The organism is Thalassomonas actiniarum (assembly GCF_000948975.2).
Taxonomy (GTDB): Bacteria; Pseudomonadota; Gammaproteobacteria; order Enterobacterales; family Alteromonadaceae; genus Thalassomonas; species Thalassomonas actiniarum.
This window is the reverse complement of record NZ_CP059735.1, coordinates 1,426,393-1,444,545: the sequence shown is the minus strand read 5'-3', so window position 1 is coordinate 1,444,545 and position 18,153 is coordinate 1,426,393. Positions and strand designations below refer to the sequence as shown.

The following is an 18,153-nucleotide window of genomic DNA, read 5'->3' as shown; positions in this document are numbered from 1 at the left end:
GTCTTCAAGGCAAAGCCAAAAAGACAACGCCCAGATAGCTCAGTCGGTAGAGCAGAGGATTGAAAATCCTCGTGTCCCTGGTTCGATTCCGGGTCTGGGCACCATATTTTGAGATGATGATTTTACTTGGACAAGTAATAAAAAGAATCGTTAACTCGGTGCCAAAATATTAGGTAGCTTATTTTTAAATAAAAAACCTGATATTTGCACACAGTTTTGTGTGCCGACTTAGCTCAGTTGGTAGAGCAACTGACTTGTAATCAGTAGGTCGCCAGTTCGACTCCGGCAGTCGGCACCATTTTTATCTCTGATAAAGAGTAAGCTCTAACCTGAGGTTAGAGCTTTTTTTCTTCTAAGAATTAGTAGCATTGTTGATGTTATTGATTCGGTGCCAAGATATTTAGCTTTTAAGAAAGTAAATATCGCACACAGTTTTGTGTGCCGACTTAGCTCAGTTGGTAGAGCAACTGACTTGTAATCAGTAGGTCGCCAGTTCGACTCCGGCAGTCGGCACCATTTTTTCGCTCTGATAAAGAGCAACGCCTTGATAGCTCAGTCGGTAGAGCAGAGGATTGAAAATCCTCGTGTCCCTGGTTCGATTCCGGGTCAAGGCACCATATTCTTAAGAAGAGAAAAACCTTAACAGCAATGTTAAGGTTTTTTTTCGCCTACAGTTTATCCTCTACAAGGCAGCATATGTTTTGGCTATTTAAAATGGCAAAAATTATTTACGAAAAACCACCTGCACCGTACTGATGGCACGCTCTAAAAAGGCCCCTTCGCAATAGCCGAAATAATACAGCCACAGGCGCTTAAAGTTTTCATCATAACCAAGCTCGGTTAATTCCCGCCAGGAATCGAGAAATTGCTCACGCCAATGAGCCAATGTTTTTGCATAGTGCAGACCGATATCATCTATTTTCTCGATGACCATATCGGTATGTATTTGGCTGCGGCGGGCAATTTCGGTGATCGAAGGCAAAAAACCGCCGGGAAAAATATAACGCTGAATAAAATCGACATTGTTGCGGTAATAATCAAAACGCTGATCCGCTATGGTAATCGACTGCAGCAGCATTTTACCGCCGCTTTTTAACCTTAAATTACACTGGCGAAAAAAACTTTCCAGATAGTCATAACCAACCGCTTCGATCATTTCTATCGACACCAGCTTGTCATATTGCCCAGTCAGCTCCCGGTAGTCTTTTTGCAGCAGGGTAATTTGTCCGCCTAGTCCTAACTTGTCTATCTGCTCGCGGGCATATTGATATTGTTCCCGGGAAATCGTGGTGGTGGTTACCTTACAGCCGTAATAGAGCGCCGCATATATTGCCAGCCCTCCCCAACCGCTGCCGATTTCCAATAAATGCTCATCTTCTTTAAGCTCAAGCCGCTGACAAATGGTTTCAAGTTTATGTTGCTGGGCCTGGGATAAGCTTGCCTGTGGCTTGGGATATATGGCCGAAGAATAGATCATTTGCGGATCTAAAAAGCGGCTGTAAAGTTCATTGCCGAGATCATAGTGGGCAGCGATATTCTTTTGGGCGCCGGCTTTATTATTGCGATTGGCCCAGTGCAGTAAAACCAGCTGAAAACGTTTAAACCAGTTTTTACCGCTTTCCAGCTGATCTGTCATTTGTTGCGCCCGGGCAAAAATACGGATCACGGCGGTAAGGTCCGGCGAAGACCACTTGCCCGCCATATAGGCTTCACCGGCGCCGATACTGCCTTTTAGCACCAAATCCCGGTAAATACTGGGATCATGTACCACAAGTTTAGCGCTAAGCTCCTGCTCACTGTCCCCTGGCGCGATTTGCCCGGCCGACTGACCAAATTGTGTTTTATTATGCCCTTCGATAACTTCCAGTGAGCCGTAATTGATTTGTTTAAGCACCTTAAATACTACATTTCTGCAGCGCTGCTCAAACCAGCCGGATTTACCCTTGATGGCAATTTCTACAAGATTTTCCACAATCAACCCCTACGCCAAAACATTATGATGCTTCCTTTGATGCCTGATATGAAATAAACGGCACCCGTTTGACAAATAACTTAAGTGCCTGCCAATAAATACCGGCCAGGATCTTAAAGGTCATGACCGGCATACTCAGCCATAACCGGAATAAACTGTTCGAGCTCAAAGCCTGCTTTTTAAGGGCTAAACTGACATCAAATAACTTTTCGTTACTCGCTTCCCTGCTTTGCTCGACTTTATTCTCAATATGAATCGCCAGCCCGGAGCTGTTTTTCCCCGGCGGCCTGATTCGCCAGTGATATGTCATGGCCAAATCCATAAAAGGTGAAACATGAAAGTTCTTTTTCGTCACCTTGCTATCCTGCGCCGCCATAGCCACTAAATAATAATGTCGCTGGTTCCAGGGCGTATTACTTACTTCTACCAACATATATTGGCATTTACCTTTGTGGTCGTAACAAAAGTAGAAATTTGCCGGACTAAAATAAATGCCGAAACACCTTAGCTGAACCAGCATCGTCACTCTGTCTATTGCCTGGCTTGCCCCTAACTCCCTGACTTTATTTTTAATACGTGCTTTTAACGCCCCGGGATCACCCCTTAAATAATCTTTTTGACAAAAGCACATCGGATAAAACCAGGAGTAGCCAAAAGGTCCCTGTGGTTTAAGCCGGCCGTTAAGCTCATCGACATCAAGGGCCAGCATGTAGAGATCATAGTTAAACTGGTTTTTAACCGGTTTAAAGCGGCGATGCCTGACCTGCCCGCGATAAATACAACTGTTTAAGTTATTGTCTGCCATCACGCTTGCTGCCCGTTAAGAAAACAGCCAAAGCGCGCGGCCACATCCAGCGCACTCCTTACGCCATCTTCATGGAAGCCATTGCACCAATAGGCACCGGCAAAATGGCTTTGCCCCTTGCCGCAAATAGACAACCTTTGCTGCTGCGCCTTAAGGGCAGCCAAGGTAAAAACGGGATGGTGGTAAATAAATTCTTTTAAAATTTTAGACTTATCAATCAGCTGGCTTTGATTTAAGGTCACGCAAAAAGTTTGCTCACTCGTTATGCCCTGCAGGATATTCATATTATATGTAACACAGGCCGGTTGACTGGCATCCCCGGTTAATTGGTAATTCCAGCTGGCCCAGGCTTTTTTCCTTTTAGGCAACAGGGAAATATCCGTGTGCAATACCACCTGGTTGGCGTTATAAGCAATGGCGCCAAGCACACTTTTTTCTGCGTCACTGGCATCGCTTAACAAGGCCCTGGCCTGATCAGAATGGCAGGCAAGCACCACGTCATCAAACTCCTGCCGGCAGCCGTCGGCAAAATTTAATTGTACCCGCCCATGCTGCCGGGTAATGCCGCTGATTTCGGCATTAACATATATGTTATCGGCAAACGGCCGGCATAAAGGCGCTAGATAACTGCGTGAACCTCTGGGGATGACATACCATTGCGGCCGGTCGCTGATGTTAAGCAAGCCATGGTGGTAAAAAAAACGCACAAAAAACAGCAACGGGAATTCTTCCATTTTTTCCAGCGAACTTGACCATATCGCCGCTCCCATAGGTAAAATATAATGTTCGGTAAAAAAGCGGCTAAAACCATAGGCTTTTAAAAACAGTCCCAGGGTATCCTTCTGGTTAAAGTTTTGTGCCAGATAATGCGCTTTGCAAAGTTTATTAAAACGTAAAATTTCCCGTATCAGCTGCCAGAAAACCGGCCTGACAAGGTTACGTCGTTGTGCGAACAGGGTATCGAGATTGTGACCGTTATACTCCAGTCCGGACTCGGGATTTTTCACCGAAAAGCTCATCTCGGTTTCCTGTTTATCCACCCCGATTTCATCCAGTAATGCCAGAAAATTAGGGTAGGTTTTGTTGTTAAAAACAATAAAACCCGTATCTATGGCATAATCCCTGCCGGCCAGGGAAATATCCACCGTTGCCGTGTGTCCGCCGATAACTGCCGCTTTTTCAAAAACGCTGACCTGATGCTTTTTCGATAACAGGTAGGCACAGGTCAAGCCTGAAATACCGCTGCCGATAATGGCAATATTTTTCATGACGCGCCCTTTCTTGTGATGAGCTTTTGCCAGAGCCTATCCGGCAGCAGCGCCAGTAATTTCAATATCAGGGTTAAGCGCCAGGGAAAATGCAAATATTGTTTACGCTTGCTCACGGCAGTAAATATCTGCCTCGCCGCCTGTTCGCTGCTTTGCATAAAGGGCATGGCAAAGGTATTTTTATCGGTAAGCGGTGTTTTAATAAAACCGGGATGCACCAGGGTAACGGCGATATTTTCCGGGGCAAGGTCGATACGCAAACTGTTGGCGAGATAATCCACCCCGGCTTTTGAAGCGCCATAGGCTTCGGCTCTTGGAAAAGGTACCAGCGTGGCGCTGGAGCTGATAAAAACAAGCTGGCCACCACGACTTAACTTGGGCAACAGGTATTGCAATAAAAACCCCTGGGAAATCAGGTTAGTGTTGATAATACTGGCAAAGCGCTCGCCATCAAACCTTTTCACCTGGTCGATATAGGCACAGTCCCCGGCATTTAAGATCAGGATGTCCAACTGCGCTACCTCTTTGGCGGCATCCTGTATTTCAGTGTCTCTGGTAACATCAAAGGCCAATACCCGGATGTTTTTATAAAGCTTAAGATAACCGGCAAGTTTTTCGCGATTACGGCCGCAGGCAATAACATAAAAACCTTGCTGGTGGTATTTGGCCAGCAAGGCTGCTCCTATCCCCGAAGTCGCCCCGGTAATCAGTACGGTTTTCATTGCCCTGCCCGCGCCTTCAACCAAAGAATAAGCCGTCCCAACAGCGGAATATGCTCGTAAATCATTTGCCCGAGGTCGAGGTAATCCCGGTGATAAATCACCTTATCCTCTTTCCCCATCAGCAGGGTGTGGCCTTCAACCTGAATTTGTCTGCCTTGATTTAAACGCTTGTGGGCAAATTCCATCTGCCAGTAAACGGCGGCCTGATTGCCGTCTTGCACAATTTGGGTGATGCGAAAGCGGCAGTAAAAAATATTTTGATAGAGGCGGTCAAAGTAGGCGGATAGCTCATCTATCCCCTTGATGGCATGTACCGGATCCTGGAAAATAATATCCTGATGGTACAGCTCAGCCAGGGTTTCCAGGTTATCCGCACACAGGGACTGATAGATGGTGATAAACTTATCCAGCCAGACCGGCATCAACTTATCCTCTTCAATAATTTCCACAGACACTGCTTTGTAGCTGCTTAACACAATGAGCTTCCTTATCTTACTTCGCTAACAAATAAATAGTTGATAATTAATATTTTTACTATTTATTTTGCTGACATTTTCCTTTTGTCCGGTAAATACTTACGAATGAAAGCAGGTTTTGGATCACCTGTTCGGGATATGCAATTGAGATTTACCCGCTAGACACAGCTCTGATGCTGTTCACTGTGTTTAGCGGCGCGAAAGTCCTAATAGATCAAGGCGGCAATAGGATTGAGTAATTTGTTTATTCCCTGGGTGAAGTGCAGGGCATCACTGACCACGGTATAACATAAGCAACCTTGCTCAGACACTGGGGTATGGGTATGGCGTCCATCAAGCATCATAAAATCCCCGGGAACATAACTGCCCTGTTCATCGTGAAATTCTCCCGCCAGCAACAGGGTTAATTCATAGCCTTTATGGGTATGCTCAGGCACCGCCCCCCCGGGCTGCAAGTGCAGCAAACTGGTATGTATCGGCCCTTCCCCGAGCAACAAACGTGCACGGGAGAGCTTGCCCAAATGGCGAAACTTGCCCAGCTGCAGGTTTGCTATCGCCTGTGGCAGGGTAAAGTCCTGCCCGTGGAGAGTAATTTTTTTCGGTATGCGTAGCGGAACAGGCGCTATTTGCTCATCGGCAACAATCGCCTGGATCATATCATCATAATCCATCCCCGCCGGCTGGCAGCTGTCTGCGCCACTGCTGTTTATATCAGCCGATAACCCCTCTTGGCCAAAGCTTTTCATCGCCTGCTCGCTGGTGATAGCAGCCGTTTTTTCCTGGCAAAGGGGGCACATATCGACATGTATAGCAATTGCAGCAGACAGGGATGCGGCCAGCTCGCCGCCGGCAAAAGCCTTAAGTAAGGTCTCTTTAGGATGATGCCTGATCATTATCGTCTCCTAATTGCAGCTTTAATTTCGACAGCGCCAAGCGTAACCTTGATTTAATGGTGCCAAGCGGCAAGTCCAACTGCCGGGCAAGCTGCTCTTGCGACATTTCCAGGAAATAGAAGCCTTTTACCACCATTTGCTGGTTTTGCGGCAATTGCTCCAAACAGGTTAAAATATTTTTTCTCGCCAGGTGGTCGGCAAAAACTTCCCCTTCTCCGATATTGCGCTCTGCCAAAGGCCAGATATCATCACTGAGGTTATCTTCTTTGCTGGCCTGTACTTTTCTGAGCATGTCAAAACTGACATTACGCATGATGGTGTATACCCAGGTGGTCACGGCCCCCTTATCGATATTGAACAAATGTGCTTTGCGCCAGACAATGGTCATGGTTTCCTGAAGCACTTCATTGACTTGCTCGTTATTATTAAAGCGGGTGGCGGCGACACGTTTTATCTTAGGGGCAAAAAATTTAAACAAGCTGGTGAAAGCTTGCTTGTCCCTTTTTAAGGCTATGGCAATAACGAACCGGGTTAGCGTTTTATTATCAATGTCGGCAGGCATAGCTATAGGTTTAATACCTTCCTGATCTTTTTGCAACGCCGCGCCGGTAACTTGCATAACTCAATAGCCGCTAAACCCTTTGTTAATCTAATACGGTGCGCAAATCACTTTAGATCACTTAGCCTGAGATTATTTTCCGACAAGATCATCGAAAGCAACAGCAAAGCGCTGTCATAGGATGACGCCTTAAGAAAATGCACTTTATGCTGGTTGGCAACTGGCAATAACTCGAGCCAGCGGGCCAGCACCCAATTCGGTTGATCAATAAAACTGCCGCTATAAAGGCCGGTTAACCCCTCACTTTGCATGAAAAAGGCTTGCAGTAACTGGCTAAAGACCCTGGTCAGTTGGTCATGCCGGTGCTCGGGCCAATGCTCAAGAGGAGCGATACTCGCCCACATCAGGTTGTCCTGGTCCCGGTAGGCTGCGCTGATGGCAACAAGCCCTTTGCATCTGACATCAAGCAGCAAGAAGCCGTCATCACCGGTGCCAAAGTTGATGATCTCGACCCAACTGGCCACCGGCATACTGTCGCCATGCCAGGGGTCGAGTAAAATAGCAAAACCATTTTCTTTTGAGCCGATTTTTACCATTTTCAGATAGCGCGGTTCAAAGATTTTTAACCGGGTCATGCCCTGGGGCAACATAAACACAGGTAATGGAAAAATTGGTAGCTTCATGCCTGCCCCCTGCAAACATATGTCCATCAATCCCCGGCCAAACCCGGGATTGAACTATAGCGAGATAAAAACGGCAAAATCAACAGTGACGTAAAGGCTGTTCTTTATCGAAAAACAGCGTGATTTCCGCCAGGGTAATACCGAACTTTTTCATTTGTGTTTTGTTAAACACCCGGTGATCATCAATACGGTACATCCAGTCATCGAGATCAAAATGATAAGACTCGCCATCTATATCAATTGCCAGGCGGTATTGCCACCTGAAGGCATAACCCAGTTGCTGCCCGCCGGCAATACCTATGACATCTTCTGCCTGCCCCAGATATTTACCGCCCCCCTGACGGGTTAAACGCCAATTTCTGCGGGAGACTTCGCCATCTTTAAAATAAAACACTTCTTTTAGCAGGCCTTGCTCCTGCTGCCAGCTTCCTTCAAGTTCAACACAAAAACGCCGCGTCACCTTGAGGTTATAATCCTGCACTATACCCCAGGCGATCACCGGCCCGGTAAAATAGCTTTGAATATCCAGCACAGGTGTAGTGTCCTGGTAGTGGTTAATATCATTGGAGCAGCTCAAAAGCCCTAAAAGCAAAATCAGCAAAAACTTTGTCTTGAGTAACAGTAATAGGGACTTCATGGTGATATCCCCAACAGCGCTTTTCTGATCCCGGGCCGGCTCGTCCTCGGGGATAACCAGATATCCAAAAACAGTCCGGCGAACTTTTCATCTCTTATCTTGCCCAGATAGCGGCCATTAAAATAAAAAGCACTGCCGCTGCCATCAGAAAACAAAGTTAAGGTATCTCCATTGCTGATATCCGGCCACAGGGCTTTGAGATAGGGTAAATATTGCTGATAATCACTTGCCGGTATATCCAGGTGCTGCCATTGCTCCAGGGTTGCCGAGACTAATTCCTTGCGAGAAATATCTCTTTGGTAATTGATTTCAAATAGCAGCGGTTGTTCATTCCGGCTAAACCGTCCTGATGACGTATATAAACGGCTTTGATAAATATCCCAAAACAATACCGAAAGTTGCGCCTGCCCCACCAGTTGCAACTGGCTCTTATCTATAACCACAGGCTCGGGACCATTGCCGTGAGACAAAATTCTCGCCGGCACAACCGAAAATGAACAAGCAAAAAGACTAAGCGTAATTAATATGATCTTCATGGTCTTGGTTCACTCCTGTCCAGATATTTAAACGAAAAAAGAGCACCATTAACTGGCTCCAGATAAGGCTGAGCAACACTAAGGTCAACAGCGTGGAATAACCAAAGCTGACCGCTGCCAGGGTTTTTCCCGCCAAATAACTCAGCGGCGGGAAAACAGCGCCGGCCAAAAATTGCAGGACGGTACGACCTTGCAAAAATTTCAGGCTGGCATTTAAGGTTAAGGAAAAACTCAGCCATATCATGATCAGCCAAAACGGCACAATAAAATCACTTTGCACAAACTCAAATACCCCGGCATGCATCAGTAAACTATCGGTAACAGTACCGAGCAAGGTCACCAACAGCACATAACAGGCCTCTCTTTTGCTATTACGGCTAAAATGCAAATGCAAAACCGCCCACACAGGCACCAGCAGAGCAAAGCTGTTACCCCAATAGATACAGCCAAACCACATCAGGTTAAAAATAAGTGCATTAATCAGCATAATGGCAATTGTTCCAGGTTTATTGCGTTAATACGCAGCAAAAGGCAAACAGGTTCATTTTTAGCAAATAATTAAAAAAAATACCGGGTATGATTAAGCCCACGGCGAATAATCTGCCGCTCTGATACAAGTGAAGAGATTCAATATTATGATGCCAACAAGCTGGAGCCAGCCCGTTAGCCTGATACCAGGCTTACCGTTTCGGACGCCGCGTAGTTAAGGGCCTGGTTAAGTTAGAAGGTAACCCCCTTATACTCCAGCGGGGAAGGTGCACATATTAGATAAGTGCCTATTGACTGTTGGTTTTTTTATGCCAGCGAATAAGTTCTTTCTGATCCGCAGGTGCTTCTAAACCATTGTCAATTAACTCTGCCGCCTGAGTTGCTAAAATAGCTTCGGCTTTGTTTTCAACACGTTCAAGCATATTAAAAAAGAGTGATTTTTCGCTATCCGTCAATACTCCTTCCAACACGTTAGCCCTTTCATCCATGGCTTGTGTCAGTTTTTGATATAGCGCCTTACCTTCATCATTCAGGTATAAGTTTTTCACATTCTTTTTGCTTTCATCCTGACGGGATTCGATCAAGTTTAACGCCAGCAACTTTTTAACCGCCCGGCTGACAGTATAAGAATCTAATCTTGACTGGTAAGCGATATCAGCTGATTTAATTGGCATATAAGAGCCAATGTTGAGCAGCACCCGCATTTCTCTTGGCTCCAGTTCGGTTAGGTTCCTGATTTTCCAATCCCTGTCCAGTGCCAATAAATTACTGACCACCGCCAGTCTAAACGGCAGGTGGGAGATTAAATCTAACGGATTATCTACTTTGTCTGTCAAAGTAAATGCCTGACTGCGAGCTGACTTAGTGATGGGCTTAACCTTATTGAGCAAAAATTACTGTAACTCTATCATTTTCCTCATCTAAATAAAAACCCTCACCATATTGCATATGCAACAACAATATTGTTGCATATGCAATATGTAGATCGTATAGTAGTTTTAATTAGCATCATTTGATAAACGGAGAACAGATATGCCCTTAGTAACCCCGCTAGCGCCTGACGCAAATGAAGACGTTGCCGAACTGGCAAAGTTTTTTAATGAAACCTTAGGCTTTTGTCCCAACAGCGTATTAACCATGCAACGCCGGCCGGCCATTGCCAAAGCCTTTATTAACCTGAATATGGCGGTAATGGAAAATAAAGGCAGGGTTACTGCCGAGCAAAAACGTTTAATCGGTTATATCACCAGTGCCAATACCGGTTGTCGCTACTGTGAAGCCCATACTATTCTTGCCGCTGAACGTTATGGCTCCAGCGAACAACGCCTGGAAAACATCTGGTCATTTCGGGAAAGCGATCTCTATAGCGAGGCAGAGAAAGCCGCTTTTGAACTGGCTTTAGCTGCCTCAAGCGTGCCTAATGCAGTAACAGATGAGATCACCGCAAAAATGCACGAATATTGGGATGACGGTGAAGTCGTTGAAATTTTAGGGGTGATTGCATTATTCGGCTATTTAAACCGCTGGAATGACTCTATGGGCACGACCATGGAAGCAGGCGCGGTAGATGCCGGTGAACGTTTGCTTGCCAACTCAAGCTGGAGCAGGGGAAAACACATCTGATCACCAGTGAAAAATACAAAAAAGCACCGATAACACGGTGCTTTGATCAATTTAAGCAATTTTAATTATTGCCTGGTAAACCGACGCAGCCCAAAGCCTGCCAGCACTAATGCAAAAATGGCCAAGGTCGGTGGCTCCGATACCTGGGCGGTTGAACGATACATTAGCCAACCTATGGTGCCTGAGCTTGACCACAAACCATATTTGGAAAAATTATCGCTCACGGCAATGGTGCTATAAGTGTTGATTTTCCGGTTATCCTCGCCGTTATGCAGATATAACATCCCGGCCTGGTTATCCGTTAAGGTATCATCATAAAACCACGCCGCTTCTGTTCCGCTGCTGCCGGAATCCCCAAAAAGAGCTTTATATTGTGGGCTGGTATACGAACCTGTGTCGGCACAATTGAGGATCATGGTAACGTTATCGCTACAGCCGTGATCAGCCCCGCTATATAAGGCATCAAGAAACAAGTTAGCATCATCGGCCCCGGCAATAGTCCAACCTGCATAAGCACCTGAAGCTATCTCAGCTAAGGTCTGGGCATGGGTCAGATCTGCTAATAAATCCCACCTTAACCACTCGCGGTCATTTAAGGTATCGGCAATAACATTAGTAGAGCCGTCATCATTACTGGTTAAGTTACCAATAGTGATCAAGTCTGCATTAGCGATATTAAGCAAACCACTGACACACAAAATCAGTCCGGCCAAGGGCACTTTTAAAAGTTTTAATTTCATTTATTTTTCCTACTGCACTTTTTGTAAAAAAAGATGGAAGATTGACGTAAAACTGTAAGGGATTATACCCTTTTCAGCTGAACAATAACTAAGCAAAAATTGCACCAAGCGAAAAATACCCAGAAATTTAAATATATTTAATATTTGTGTTAACGCTTAGTTATTAACTTGCTGAGTAAAACAGAACCTTAAGCAGAGGACGTTTGTGCCCAATATCAGGCGCTATTACTACTTTGCCCTGTTTTCACCGCAGCACCTATTAAATGTGCCAGGCGCAAGCTTTCCGGTACATTGCCGGTGTCGGTGACTTTTTCCAGTAACAGCCCTGCCGTTTCAACGGAGCAACCTTTCACCTGGAAAAAAAAGCTTCTGTTCTCTAAACCGGAAACTGGTGAGCTATAAGTGAATATTTCACCGGCAGCGTCTAGGGTATCTAAACGAAACTTGGCATCGTCAAAGCGGGTTAATACTTTTTTCACCGCCGTTACATCCGGCAGTTTACGCATCACAGCAATACAAGGCAGTTGTAATGACTCACTTAGTTTCTCAAGGTTGATCAAATTAAAACCGCCAATGGCAATACCATCAAGCAACACGGCATGCACCTGCTGATAGAATTTGCTGGGTTTTAACATATTAATCAGTACATCTGTGGCATCAACCCCGTCTTTACCTGCCTCCCCCCATAACATGCCTTCAAAACGGGTATTGGTACAAATGATGCCTGAAATATTCACTTTACTGCCCGCTTGATGATTAAAAGGGGCATCATCAAAACCTATGGTGCGTAATTGTTTGCCTAATCTTATAACTTCTGCCAGCGACTTCATTTACCTGTTATTACCTGTTGCCATTTTTCTACCTATACCATTATTTTAAAAGCTGGAAATTTCTCTCAAATGACTTTAACAAGTTTTTATAAGCAGATAAAATCACCGGTGCCTTAAATGGCATAATTCTTCAGGGCGGGGTGGAATTCCCCACCGGCGGTGATTAATTTGCAAAAATTATCAGCCCGCGAGCGCTTTACCGTGAGTAGCAAACATGTGGTAAAGGTCCAGCAGATCCGGTGTCAATCCGGAGCCGACGGTTCAGGGTAAAATCGTTATCTCAGCGATAGTCCCGTAAAGTCCGGATGGGAGAAGAAAAATGACAACACAAAGCCACTACCCGGTTTACCGGGTGGTGTTTTTTGCGCTGCCATTAACTTTCCTGGTTCCCCTGAATTTTGAACCTCAAAATCAGGAGATTAATATGAATATCAACCTTAGCCAGTTTGGCTTAACCCCACGAGAACGCATCAATAATGCCTGCCGGGACCTCGCGCTTGGCAAAGCCGTAGTGCTTATGGACGATCCGGATCGTGAAAACGAAGGTGACTTGATTGTTGCCGCCGAGCTTATTAACCAAAAACGCATGGCGCAACTAATAGCCGACTGCTCAGGCATCGTTTGCCTGGCGTTAACCGAAGAAAAACTGAAACAGCTGCAGTTACCCCAGATGCTAACCAGTAACTCCAGTAAAAATAACACCGCCTTCACGGTTTCTATCGAAGCAAAGCAAGGGGTAACCACAGGAGTTAGCGCCGCGGATCGCGTACAAACCATAAAAACAGCAATAGCGGCAAATGCCCACCCGGATGACCTGGCACATCCCGGCCATGTGTTTCCCCTTAGGGCTGAGCCCGGAGGTGTGCTTTCCCGCCGGGGCCATACCGAAGGAGGCGTAGACTTATGTCAACTCGCCGGGTTGTCGCCAAGCGCCGTTTTATGCGAACTAATGCATAAAGACGGCACTATGATGAAGGGACAAGAGCTGGTGGCGTATGCCTTAAATCATCAGCTGGTCTTGCTGACCATAGAGGATATCGCTGAGGTGCTGCTTGGTGAAAAATCCGATGTAGCCTAAGTCCATAAAGTGGAATAGCTGATATCCGGCTATTCCACTTTTTTAAAAGTATTCCCATGCAACGATTAAATAGCCGGGCTAGCAAAACATTAATTAATAAAATCTACGGCATATATAAACATGTCGACTTACCTTTTGCAGTATTCTCAATTCAGGTATGTGCCGGATATATGCAAACCACGCCCTTAGTCCCGATGTTTTCGTGATTAAAAACGGCATTTTTTGTCTTTTAGGCGGCAATAGCGCCATCAAGATGCCAAGCGCATCATTAAGATGTTAACGGCTGATTCAATATTACTGCCCGGCCCGCAGCAGTGGTTTGATAAACTACAGAGCTGTCGGCACATTGAACAGGAAAGCCTTACTCCTTATTCCATGTTTCATCAAAACCTTTGTATTTAGTGTTAAATCACCTGGTTCCTTTAAAAGTTCAGTTAAATACTTCCCTTGGCCCCCATCTCAGGTTTACTCCGCTTTTATGTCATATACAGCTCAGATAAAGACGATTTACAACAGGTGAAAAAAATTAATCCCGGCGGTGAATTTAACTCGTTTGTGCTCAAGTTCACCTTGCCATAAGCTGGGTTTGATTTTGATTTCCCCCGATTTCAAAAATCGTTGTTTCATTGCGGGCATAGTTTCTATGCCCTTTTTTTTGCATTTTTCCACCAGTGCTGGCCATATTCCCAACTGACGTATCCCTGAGAAAAGAGACAATATTAACCTCATGCTAACAAGACGCACCACCGTGGTGCAAAAGTTATTGTTTATGTGCCCCCTAAGCCCCTCTGCCCAAACAAGAACCAACCAATGCCATAAAAAACAACGACTTAAGAAATGGCCTGTGATTTGCTATTTGATATTAGCTTAATTAATCACTAATAATCATAACCTTATGGCCATTCAAACTCCTATACGCGGTTTACGATCCTTCTGTATCGCAGCAAAATGCCTCAGCTTTAAACATGCCGCAGCCCAGCTTTTTTTAACCCCTTCAGCGGTGAGCCATCAAATAAAACAGTTGGAGCAACAAGTGGGCATTCAGTTATTCCAGCGGCAAACCCGCGCCATAGAATTAACCAATGCCGGCAGACAGTTTTATCAGGCCATTGAACCTTTGGTCGCCGAACTCGAAGCTACCATAGCCCAGTTCAGCCATAACAAACAAAACAGCACTATCACCATCAGCTTGCCGGAGTTTTTTGCCAGTGAACTTTTTGTACCTAAATTAAATGACTGGGCAAAACAGCATCCACAAATAAATTTGCAACTGGAAACGGTAAAATCATCCAGCGATCCCCTTAAGGCCAGCGATCTGTCCATTGTTTTAGCCGCCAGCAAACCCAGAGGCAACCTGGTCGATGACCTTTTCCCCGTCTCTTATGTACCGGCATGCAATACCAAATTATACCGGCAACTTTCACAAATCGGATATCAGGCATTAACCTCGGTTCCCCTGATCCTGCACAGCTCCAGACCCTGGTCCTGGCACCAGTGGGCCGAACGCTGTCAACTGGATGACTTTAACCCAAAACAAATCATCCAGTTTGACAGTATGTTCGGTGTTGCCCGCGCCGCCCAGCAGGGAGTTGGCATAGCCTTAATACCTTTGCCTATCAGCCAGGCCTGGTTTAATGAACAGCTGCTGGCAAAGTTATTCGAGCATGAGCTGCTTACCAAAGACCGCTATTACCTGATACGTCAGCATGACCTGGCTCCGGCCCCCGAACTGGACTCCTTTACCGACTGGATCAAAACAGCCTTTACGGAATAGCCACCAGGGCGAATCCCCCTCTGCCGGTAATTTTTATAGCTGAAATTAATTCACCTTACGGCTGTTTTTTTATCGTTTGTCGAAAGTTTTCCTTTTGCCTTAGAGTAAAGATGTCAGCAGTTAAATGACACAACAACAGAAACTTGTCTTAACGATATTGCTTACAAAAGGAAGAGACCATGAAAACAGAGACAACATATCACAAAGCAGCTTTTACCAAATCAAGCTTCATTAAAGTAACAACGGCAACCGCCCTGCTCACTGTGCTATTGGCAACATCGGCATTTGCCAATACACATGCGGCCACTGAAGCAGCCGGATTTAAAATTGCCGTCATCGACGGCAGCAGCGGCTCAGCCAGGATTTTATCAGGTGAATATCAAAAAGGGCTTGAAGAAATCACCGAAGATTATCGCCATAACACAAATAGCAGCTATGCCTGGGAATACGAACTGGGCTTATGCGTGGCCAATTTAAAAATGCAAAGGTTAACGGCAGCACAAACAGCTTGCAGCCGGGCAATCACAACCATGCCCAGACACATGAAGCGCAGCAGGAAAGGCAGATACCTCCACTCAATCGCCTTAAGCAACAGAGGCATAGTGCGCTATATTTCTGCCGACTTTTCCGGTGCGTTAACCGACTTTAATACGGCGGTGACCATCAACAAAAATCTCCTGGTAGAACAAAACCTGGCGAGGCTGACCAACAGCTTGACCATTAATAATACCAAAGCGCCAGCAGATAGTTTCGCGGCAACAGCTTATACCAAAAGCCGCTCAGAATAACAGCAGCGCCTTATTCATCCTTAGCAGCACGGGGAAAACATGATGATATTTAAACTCGCACTCCTTAAAGCAATCACCCTATTTAACAGCATAAAAACAGGCAGGCTCGCTAATATGATAGATTTTTACCTGCAACTCAAACATCTGACAATCAGTCAGTGGGACGTTGAAACGAAAGAACTCAATTTACCCCGGGCCGGGTTGCGACAACAAATTCATTAAATGAAAAGGCAAGTTATGCTTTTGACAATAACACTTCTCCCACAGGGGCCTGAATATCAAGACAGGCCCCTAAATCTCGACCAATCAAGCCTTGCTCCCGGTTTATCAAAGAATAAATTGTCACAGAGATAAAATTTAGGTTATAACTCAATAAAGTGGCTTGAACATTTATCTTTGAAAGTTTTTATTTTATTCATCATTTTATATCCAGGCAAAAGGGACTTGAGTTGCAAACATACCTTGCAGATTTCCTAGCAAAGAACCAGCTATCCCCAGATTATCTGGTAAGCGCAGAACAACACTTTATGCCGCTGGTAAAGGCAATCGTACACACACGCCAGGCCAGTAACAAAGCAACGGTTTTTATCGGTATTAACGGCTGTCAGGGCAGCGGCAAATCTACCCTGAGCGATTATATGGCCCGGGTATTAATTAACGAATACCAGCTCAATAGCATCACTTGCTCCCTCGATGATTTTTACCTGGATCAGATGCAAAGACAACAACTGGCAAAGTCGGTACATCCGCTTTTGGCCAGCCGCGGTGTTCCCGGCACCCATGATATCCTTCTGCTCGGCGACACCCTAAACAAACTGGCAAACGCGGATGCCGGCTTTTCCCTGCCAAAGTTTGATAAGGCAAGTGACAACCCTGTGCCCCATAGGCTTTGGCCCAAAGTAACCGCAAAGATAGATGTCGTGCTTTTTGAAGGCTGGTGCTGGGGAACGCCCCCGCAACAGGAAAATGAGCTTTGGTTTCCAGTAAACCAACTTGAACAAGAGCAGGATCGCCAAGGCATATGGCGAAAGTTTGTCAATCACCAGCTGGCACAATTTTACCAGCCGTTATACCGCTATATGGATTTATGGCTGATGCTAAAGGCACCGTCGTTTGACTGTGTTTACCGCTGGCGCCTGGAGCAGGAACAAAAACTCAGGCAAAAGCTTGCCGGTGCTTTAACCAGCAATAAGATCATGACAAATACCGAGATAGCCCACTTCATCCAGCATTTTCAACGTTTAAGCCAACACAGCCTGACCAGCCTGCCCGGCAAGGTCGATCACCTGCTCACGCTCGACCGGGATCGCCGGATTATCCGGGACTAATTTGCCCCGGCTTAACTGATATCAAAGAAAAATCACGCAAACTGCCGCCAGGCACTGGAAAATAACCGCCGGAGGCTGTTAAAATCCTAAGCAATTAAATTTTCCATACCAAGTGATTAACAATTCCCAATAACGAATTGATCCCTGGTTATCATTAGCATGAGAAGCATTTCAGATGGGCAGAGCTTACCAAAACCGTAAATTATCCATGGCCAAAACGGCAGGCCAGAAAACCAAAGTTTATTCAAAATTCGGAAAAGAGATTTATGTGATCGCCAAAAATGGCGGTACCGATCCCGATGGCAACTTAGCCCTGCGCAGCACCATTGAAAAAGCGAAAAAAGCTCAAGTGCCTGCCCACGTTATCGAAAAAGCCATTGAAAAAGCCAAAGGTACCGGCGGCGAAGATTATGTTCCGGCGCGCTACGAAGGTTTCGGCCCGGGTAACTGTATGGTGATCATCGATTGCTTAACCGACAACGGCAACCGTACCATTAAAGATGTACGCCAGTGTTTTACCAAAACCCATTCAAAAATCGGTTCATCGGGCACAGTTTCTCATATGTTTGACCACCAGGCGGTATTCTCTTTTAAAGGGGATGACGATGAGGCGGTATTAGAAAACCTGATGATGGCAGATATCGATGTCACCGACGTTGAATTAGAAGACGGCATTATTACCGTTTACGCGCCGCATACCGAGTTTTTCAAGATCAAGACCGCTTTCGCCAATGATATGCCGGAATTCGAACTTGACGTAGAAGAAATCACCTTTGTACCGCAAACCTATACAGAGATTGCCGGTGATGACGTTGAAATGTTCGAAAAATTCATGAATATGCTTGAAGACTGTGAAGACGTCCAGGAAGTTTATCACAATGCGGAAATTGCCGAATAAACATTAGCTAAGGCATATTAACAACAAAGGGCTGATGATCAGCCCTTTGTTGTT

21 protein-coding genes, 4 tRNA genes and 1 riboswitch are annotated in these 18,153 nt (G+C 45.6%); of the genes, 11 read left to right on the top strand and 14 right to left on the bottom strand.

The window, feature by feature from the left end; translation table 11 throughout:
* Positions 1 to 28 precede the first annotated feature (28 nt).
* From SG35_RS06410 to SG35_RS06395, 4 genes are all read left to right on the top strand, one after another.
* Positions 29 to 104, top strand: a tRNA-Phe gene (locus SG35_RS06410).
* A 118-nt stretch (positions 105 to 222) separates the two neighbouring features.
* Positions 223 to 298, top strand: a tRNA-Thr gene (locus SG35_RS06405).
* Positions 299 to 440: 142 nt separating this feature from the next.
* Positions 441 to 516 (top strand) — tRNA-Thr (locus tag SG35_RS06400).
* 25 nt (positions 517 to 541) lie between these two features.
* A tRNA-Phe gene (locus SG35_RS06395) sits at positions 542 to 617 on the top strand.
* Between the two features lie 107 nt (positions 618 to 724).
* On the opposite strand, the gene SG35_RS06390 is transcribed toward SG35_RS06395, so the two are convergent.
* The 12 genes from SG35_RS06390 to SG35_RS06335 form a co-directional block, all read right to left on the bottom strand.
* Entirely contained in the window at positions 725 to 1,972 is a 1,248-nt protein-coding gene (locus SG35_RS06390; RefSeq protein ID WP_084692953.1) for an SAM-dependent methyltransferase, read from the bottom strand.
* Between the two features lie 22 nt (positions 1,973 to 1,994).
* Positions 1,995 to 2,777 carry a DUF1365 domain-containing protein gene (locus tag SG35_RS06385; RefSeq protein WP_044835351.1) on the bottom strand — a complete coding sequence of 261 codons (783 nt, stop codon included), beginning with the start codon at positions 2,775 to 2,777 and terminating at the stop codon, positions 1,995 to 1,997.
* A complete protein-coding gene (locus SG35_RS06380; RefSeq protein ID WP_044835350.1) occupies positions 2,777 to 4,045 on the bottom strand; it encodes an NAD(P)/FAD-dependent oxidoreductase in 1,269 nt (422 codons plus the stop codon). The genes SG35_RS06385 and SG35_RS06380 overlap by 1 nt, the downstream gene beginning before the upstream one ends.
* Entirely contained in the window at positions 4,042 to 4,767 is a 726-nt protein-coding gene (locus tag SG35_RS06375) for an SDR family NAD(P)-dependent oxidoreductase (protein WP_044835349.1), read from the bottom strand. Before SG35_RS06375 ends, SG35_RS06380 begins: the two co-directional genes overlap by 4 nt.
* A complete protein-coding gene (locus tag SG35_RS06370; RefSeq protein WP_236702690.1) occupies positions 4,764 to 5,243 on the bottom strand; it encodes a nuclear transport factor 2 family protein in 480 nt (159 codons plus the stop codon). The genes SG35_RS06375 and SG35_RS06370 overlap by 4 nt, the downstream gene beginning before the upstream one ends.
* Before the next feature lie 206 nt (positions 5,244 to 5,449).
* Positions 5,450 to 6,136, bottom strand: a complete 687-nt coding sequence (locus SG35_RS06365; RefSeq protein ID WP_044835348.1) for a ChrR family anti-sigma-E factor — start codon at positions 6,134 to 6,136, stop codon at positions 5,450 to 5,452.
* Positions 6,117 to 6,755 (bottom strand): sigma-70 family RNA polymerase sigma factor, encoded by a 639-nt coding sequence (locus SG35_RS06360; protein WP_084692948.1) that lies wholly within the window; start codon positions 6,753 to 6,755, stop codon positions 6,117 to 6,119. The genes SG35_RS06365 and SG35_RS06360 overlap by 20 nt, the downstream gene beginning before the upstream one ends.
* Before the next feature lie 47 nt (positions 6,756 to 6,802).
* Positions 6,803 to 7,378, bottom strand: coding sequence for an LON peptidase substrate-binding domain-containing protein (locus SG35_RS06355; protein ID WP_160298383.1), 576 nt, complete (start codon positions 7,376 to 7,378; stop codon positions 6,803 to 6,805).
* Between the two features lie 79 nt (positions 7,379 to 7,457).
* Entirely contained in the window at positions 7,458 to 8,015 is a 558-nt protein-coding gene (locus SG35_RS06350) for a DUF3833 domain-containing protein (RefSeq protein ID WP_044835346.1), read from the bottom strand.
* Positions 8,012 to 8,551 carry a chalcone isomerase family protein gene (locus SG35_RS06345; RefSeq protein WP_053043361.1) on the bottom strand — a complete coding sequence of 180 codons (540 nt, stop codon included), beginning with the start codon at positions 8,549 to 8,551 and terminating at the stop codon, positions 8,012 to 8,014. The genes SG35_RS06350 and SG35_RS06345 overlap by 4 nt, the downstream gene beginning before the upstream one ends.
* Positions 8,526 to 9,038: a DUF2878 domain-containing protein gene (locus tag SG35_RS06340; RefSeq protein ID WP_044835345.1), complete on the bottom strand. Its 513-nt coding sequence runs from the start codon at positions 9,036 to 9,038 to the stop codon at positions 8,526 to 8,528. The genes SG35_RS06345 and SG35_RS06340 overlap by 26 nt, the downstream gene beginning before the upstream one ends.
* A gap of 289 nt (positions 9,039 to 9,327) precedes the next feature.
* Entirely contained in the window at positions 9,328 to 9,876 is a 549-nt protein-coding gene (locus SG35_RS06335; protein ID WP_236702689.1) for a MarR family winged helix-turn-helix transcriptional regulator, read from the bottom strand.
* A 196-nt stretch (positions 9,877 to 10,072) separates the two neighbouring features.
* Here SG35_RS06335 and SG35_RS06330 point away from each other — a divergent pair, with 196 nt between their 5' ends.
* Positions 10,073 to 10,663 carry a carboxymuconolactone decarboxylase family protein gene (locus tag SG35_RS06330; RefSeq protein WP_044835344.1) on the top strand — a complete coding sequence of 197 codons (591 nt, stop codon included), beginning with the start codon at positions 10,073 to 10,075 and terminating at the stop codon, positions 10,661 to 10,663.
* A gap of 65 nt (positions 10,664 to 10,728) precedes the next feature.
* Here the strand turns inward: SG35_RS06330 and SG35_RS06325 are convergent, their stop codons facing one another.
* Together SG35_RS06325 and SG35_RS06320 are read right to left on the bottom strand one after the other, a co-directional pair.
* Entirely contained in the window at positions 10,729 to 11,403 is a 675-nt protein-coding gene (locus SG35_RS06325) for a PEP-CTERM sorting domain-containing protein (protein ID WP_044835343.1), read from the bottom strand.
* 215 nt (positions 11,404 to 11,618) lie between these two features.
* On the bottom strand, positions 11,619 to 12,233 hold the full coding sequence (locus SG35_RS06320) for an endonuclease dU (protein WP_044835342.1): 615 nt from the start codon (positions 12,231 to 12,233) through the stop codon (positions 11,619 to 11,621).
* A 122-nt stretch (positions 12,234 to 12,355) separates the two neighbouring features.
* Positions 12,356 to 12,554: riboswitch (FMN riboswitch) on the top strand.
* Positions 12,555 to 12,657: 103 nt separating this feature from the next.
* Here SG35_RS06320 and ribB point away from each other — a divergent pair.
* The 6 genes from ribB (at position 12,658) to SG35_RS06290 (ending at position 18,099) form a co-directional block, all read left to right on the top strand.
* Positions 12,658 to 13,311, top strand: coding sequence for a 3,4-dihydroxy-2-butanone-4-phosphate synthase (gene ribB / locus SG35_RS06315; protein ID WP_201777836.1), 654 nt, complete (start codon positions 12,658 to 12,660; stop codon positions 13,309 to 13,311).
* Between the two features lie 901 nt (positions 13,312 to 14,212).
* Positions 14,213 to 15,085, top strand: a complete 873-nt coding sequence (locus SG35_RS06310) for a LysR substrate-binding domain-containing protein (protein WP_152646792.1) — start codon at positions 14,213 to 14,215, stop codon at positions 15,083 to 15,085.
* 179 nt (positions 15,086 to 15,264) lie between these two features.
* Positions 15,265 to 15,873 carry a tetratricopeptide repeat protein gene (locus SG35_RS06305; RefSeq protein ID WP_044835340.1) on the top strand — a complete coding sequence of 203 codons (609 nt, stop codon included), beginning with the start codon at positions 15,265 to 15,267 and terminating at the stop codon, positions 15,871 to 15,873.
* Positions 15,874 to 15,912: 39 nt separating this feature from the next.
* Positions 15,913 to 16,095 carry a hypothetical protein gene (locus SG35_RS06300; RefSeq protein WP_044835339.1) on the top strand — a complete coding sequence of 61 codons (183 nt, stop codon included), beginning with the start codon at positions 15,913 to 15,915 and terminating at the stop codon, positions 16,093 to 16,095.
* A 227-nt stretch (positions 16,096 to 16,322) separates the two neighbouring features.
* Positions 16,323 to 17,201 (top strand): hypothetical protein, encoded by an 879-nt coding sequence (locus SG35_RS06295; RefSeq protein ID WP_044835338.1) that lies wholly within the window; start codon positions 16,323 to 16,325, stop codon positions 17,199 to 17,201.
* 175 nt (positions 17,202 to 17,376) lie between these two features.
* The gene (locus SG35_RS06290; RefSeq protein ID WP_044835337.1) at positions 17,377 to 18,099 is read left to right on the top strand and encodes a YebC/PmpR family DNA-binding transcriptional regulator; all 723 of its coding nucleotides are present in this window, start codon (positions 17,377 to 17,379) and stop codon (positions 18,097 to 18,099) included.
* Positions 18,100 to 18,153 lie beyond the last annotated feature (54 nt).

Excerpts from the sequence above, each read along its gene's own strand:
- ribB (WP_201777836.1), top strand. The coding sequence starts at position 12,658 with ATGAATATCAACCTTAGCCAGTTTGGCTTAACCCCACGAGAACGCATC.
- SG35_RS06360 (WP_084692948.1), bottom strand. The coding sequence starts at position 6,755 with ATGCAAGTTACCGGCGCGGCGTTGCAAAAAGATCAGGAAGGTATTAAA.
- SG35_RS06365 (WP_044835348.1), bottom strand. The coding sequence starts at position 6,136 with ATGATCAGGCATCATCCTAAAGAGACCTTACTTAAGGCTTTTGCCGGC.
- SG35_RS06325 (WP_044835343.1), bottom strand. The coding sequence starts at position 11,403 with ATGAAATTAAAACTTTTAAAAGTGCCCTTGGCCGGACTGATTTTGTGT.
- SG35_RS06330 (WP_044835344.1), top strand. The coding sequence starts at position 10,073 with ATGCCCTTAGTAACCCCGCTAGCGCCTGACGCAAATGAAGACGTTGCC.
- SG35_RS06385 (WP_044835351.1), bottom strand. The coding sequence starts at position 2,777 with ATGGCAGACAATAACTTAAACAGTTGTATTTATCGCGGGCAGGTCAGG.
- SG35_RS06340 (WP_044835345.1), bottom strand. The coding sequence starts at position 9,038 with ATGCTGATTAATGCACTTATTTTTAACCTGATGTGGTTTGGCTGTATC.
- SG35_RS06350 (WP_044835346.1), bottom strand. The coding sequence starts at position 8,015 with ATGAAGTCCCTATTACTGTTACTCAAGACAAAGTTTTTGCTGATTTTG.
- SG35_RS06290 (WP_044835337.1), top strand. The coding sequence starts at position 17,377 with ATGGGCAGAGCTTACCAAAACCGTAAATTATCCATGGCCAAAACGGCA.
- SG35_RS06345 (WP_053043361.1), bottom strand. The coding sequence starts at position 8,551 with ATGAAGATCATATTAATTACGCTTAGTCTTTTTGCTTGTTCATTTTCG.
- SG35_RS06380 (WP_044835350.1), bottom strand. The coding sequence starts at position 4,045 with ATGAAAAATATTGCCATTATCGGCAGCGGTATTTCAGGCTTGACCTGT.
- SG35_RS06355 (WP_160298383.1), bottom strand. The coding sequence starts at position 7,378 with ATGAAGCTACCAATTTTTCCATTACCTGTGTTTATGTTGCCCCAGGGC.
- SG35_RS06305 (WP_044835340.1), top strand. The coding sequence starts at position 15,265 with ATGAAAACAGAGACAACATATCACAAAGCAGCTTTTACCAAATCAAGC.
- SG35_RS06300 (WP_044835339.1), top strand. The coding sequence starts at position 15,913 with ATGATGATATTTAAACTCGCACTCCTTAAAGCAATCACCCTATTTAAC.
- SG35_RS06375 (WP_044835349.1), bottom strand. The coding sequence starts at position 4,767 with ATGAAAACCGTACTGATTACCGGGGCGACTTCGGGGATAGGAGCAGCC.
- SG35_RS06320 (WP_044835342.1), bottom strand. The coding sequence starts at position 12,233 with ATGAAGTCGCTGGCAGAAGTTATAAGATTAGGCAAACAATTACGCACC.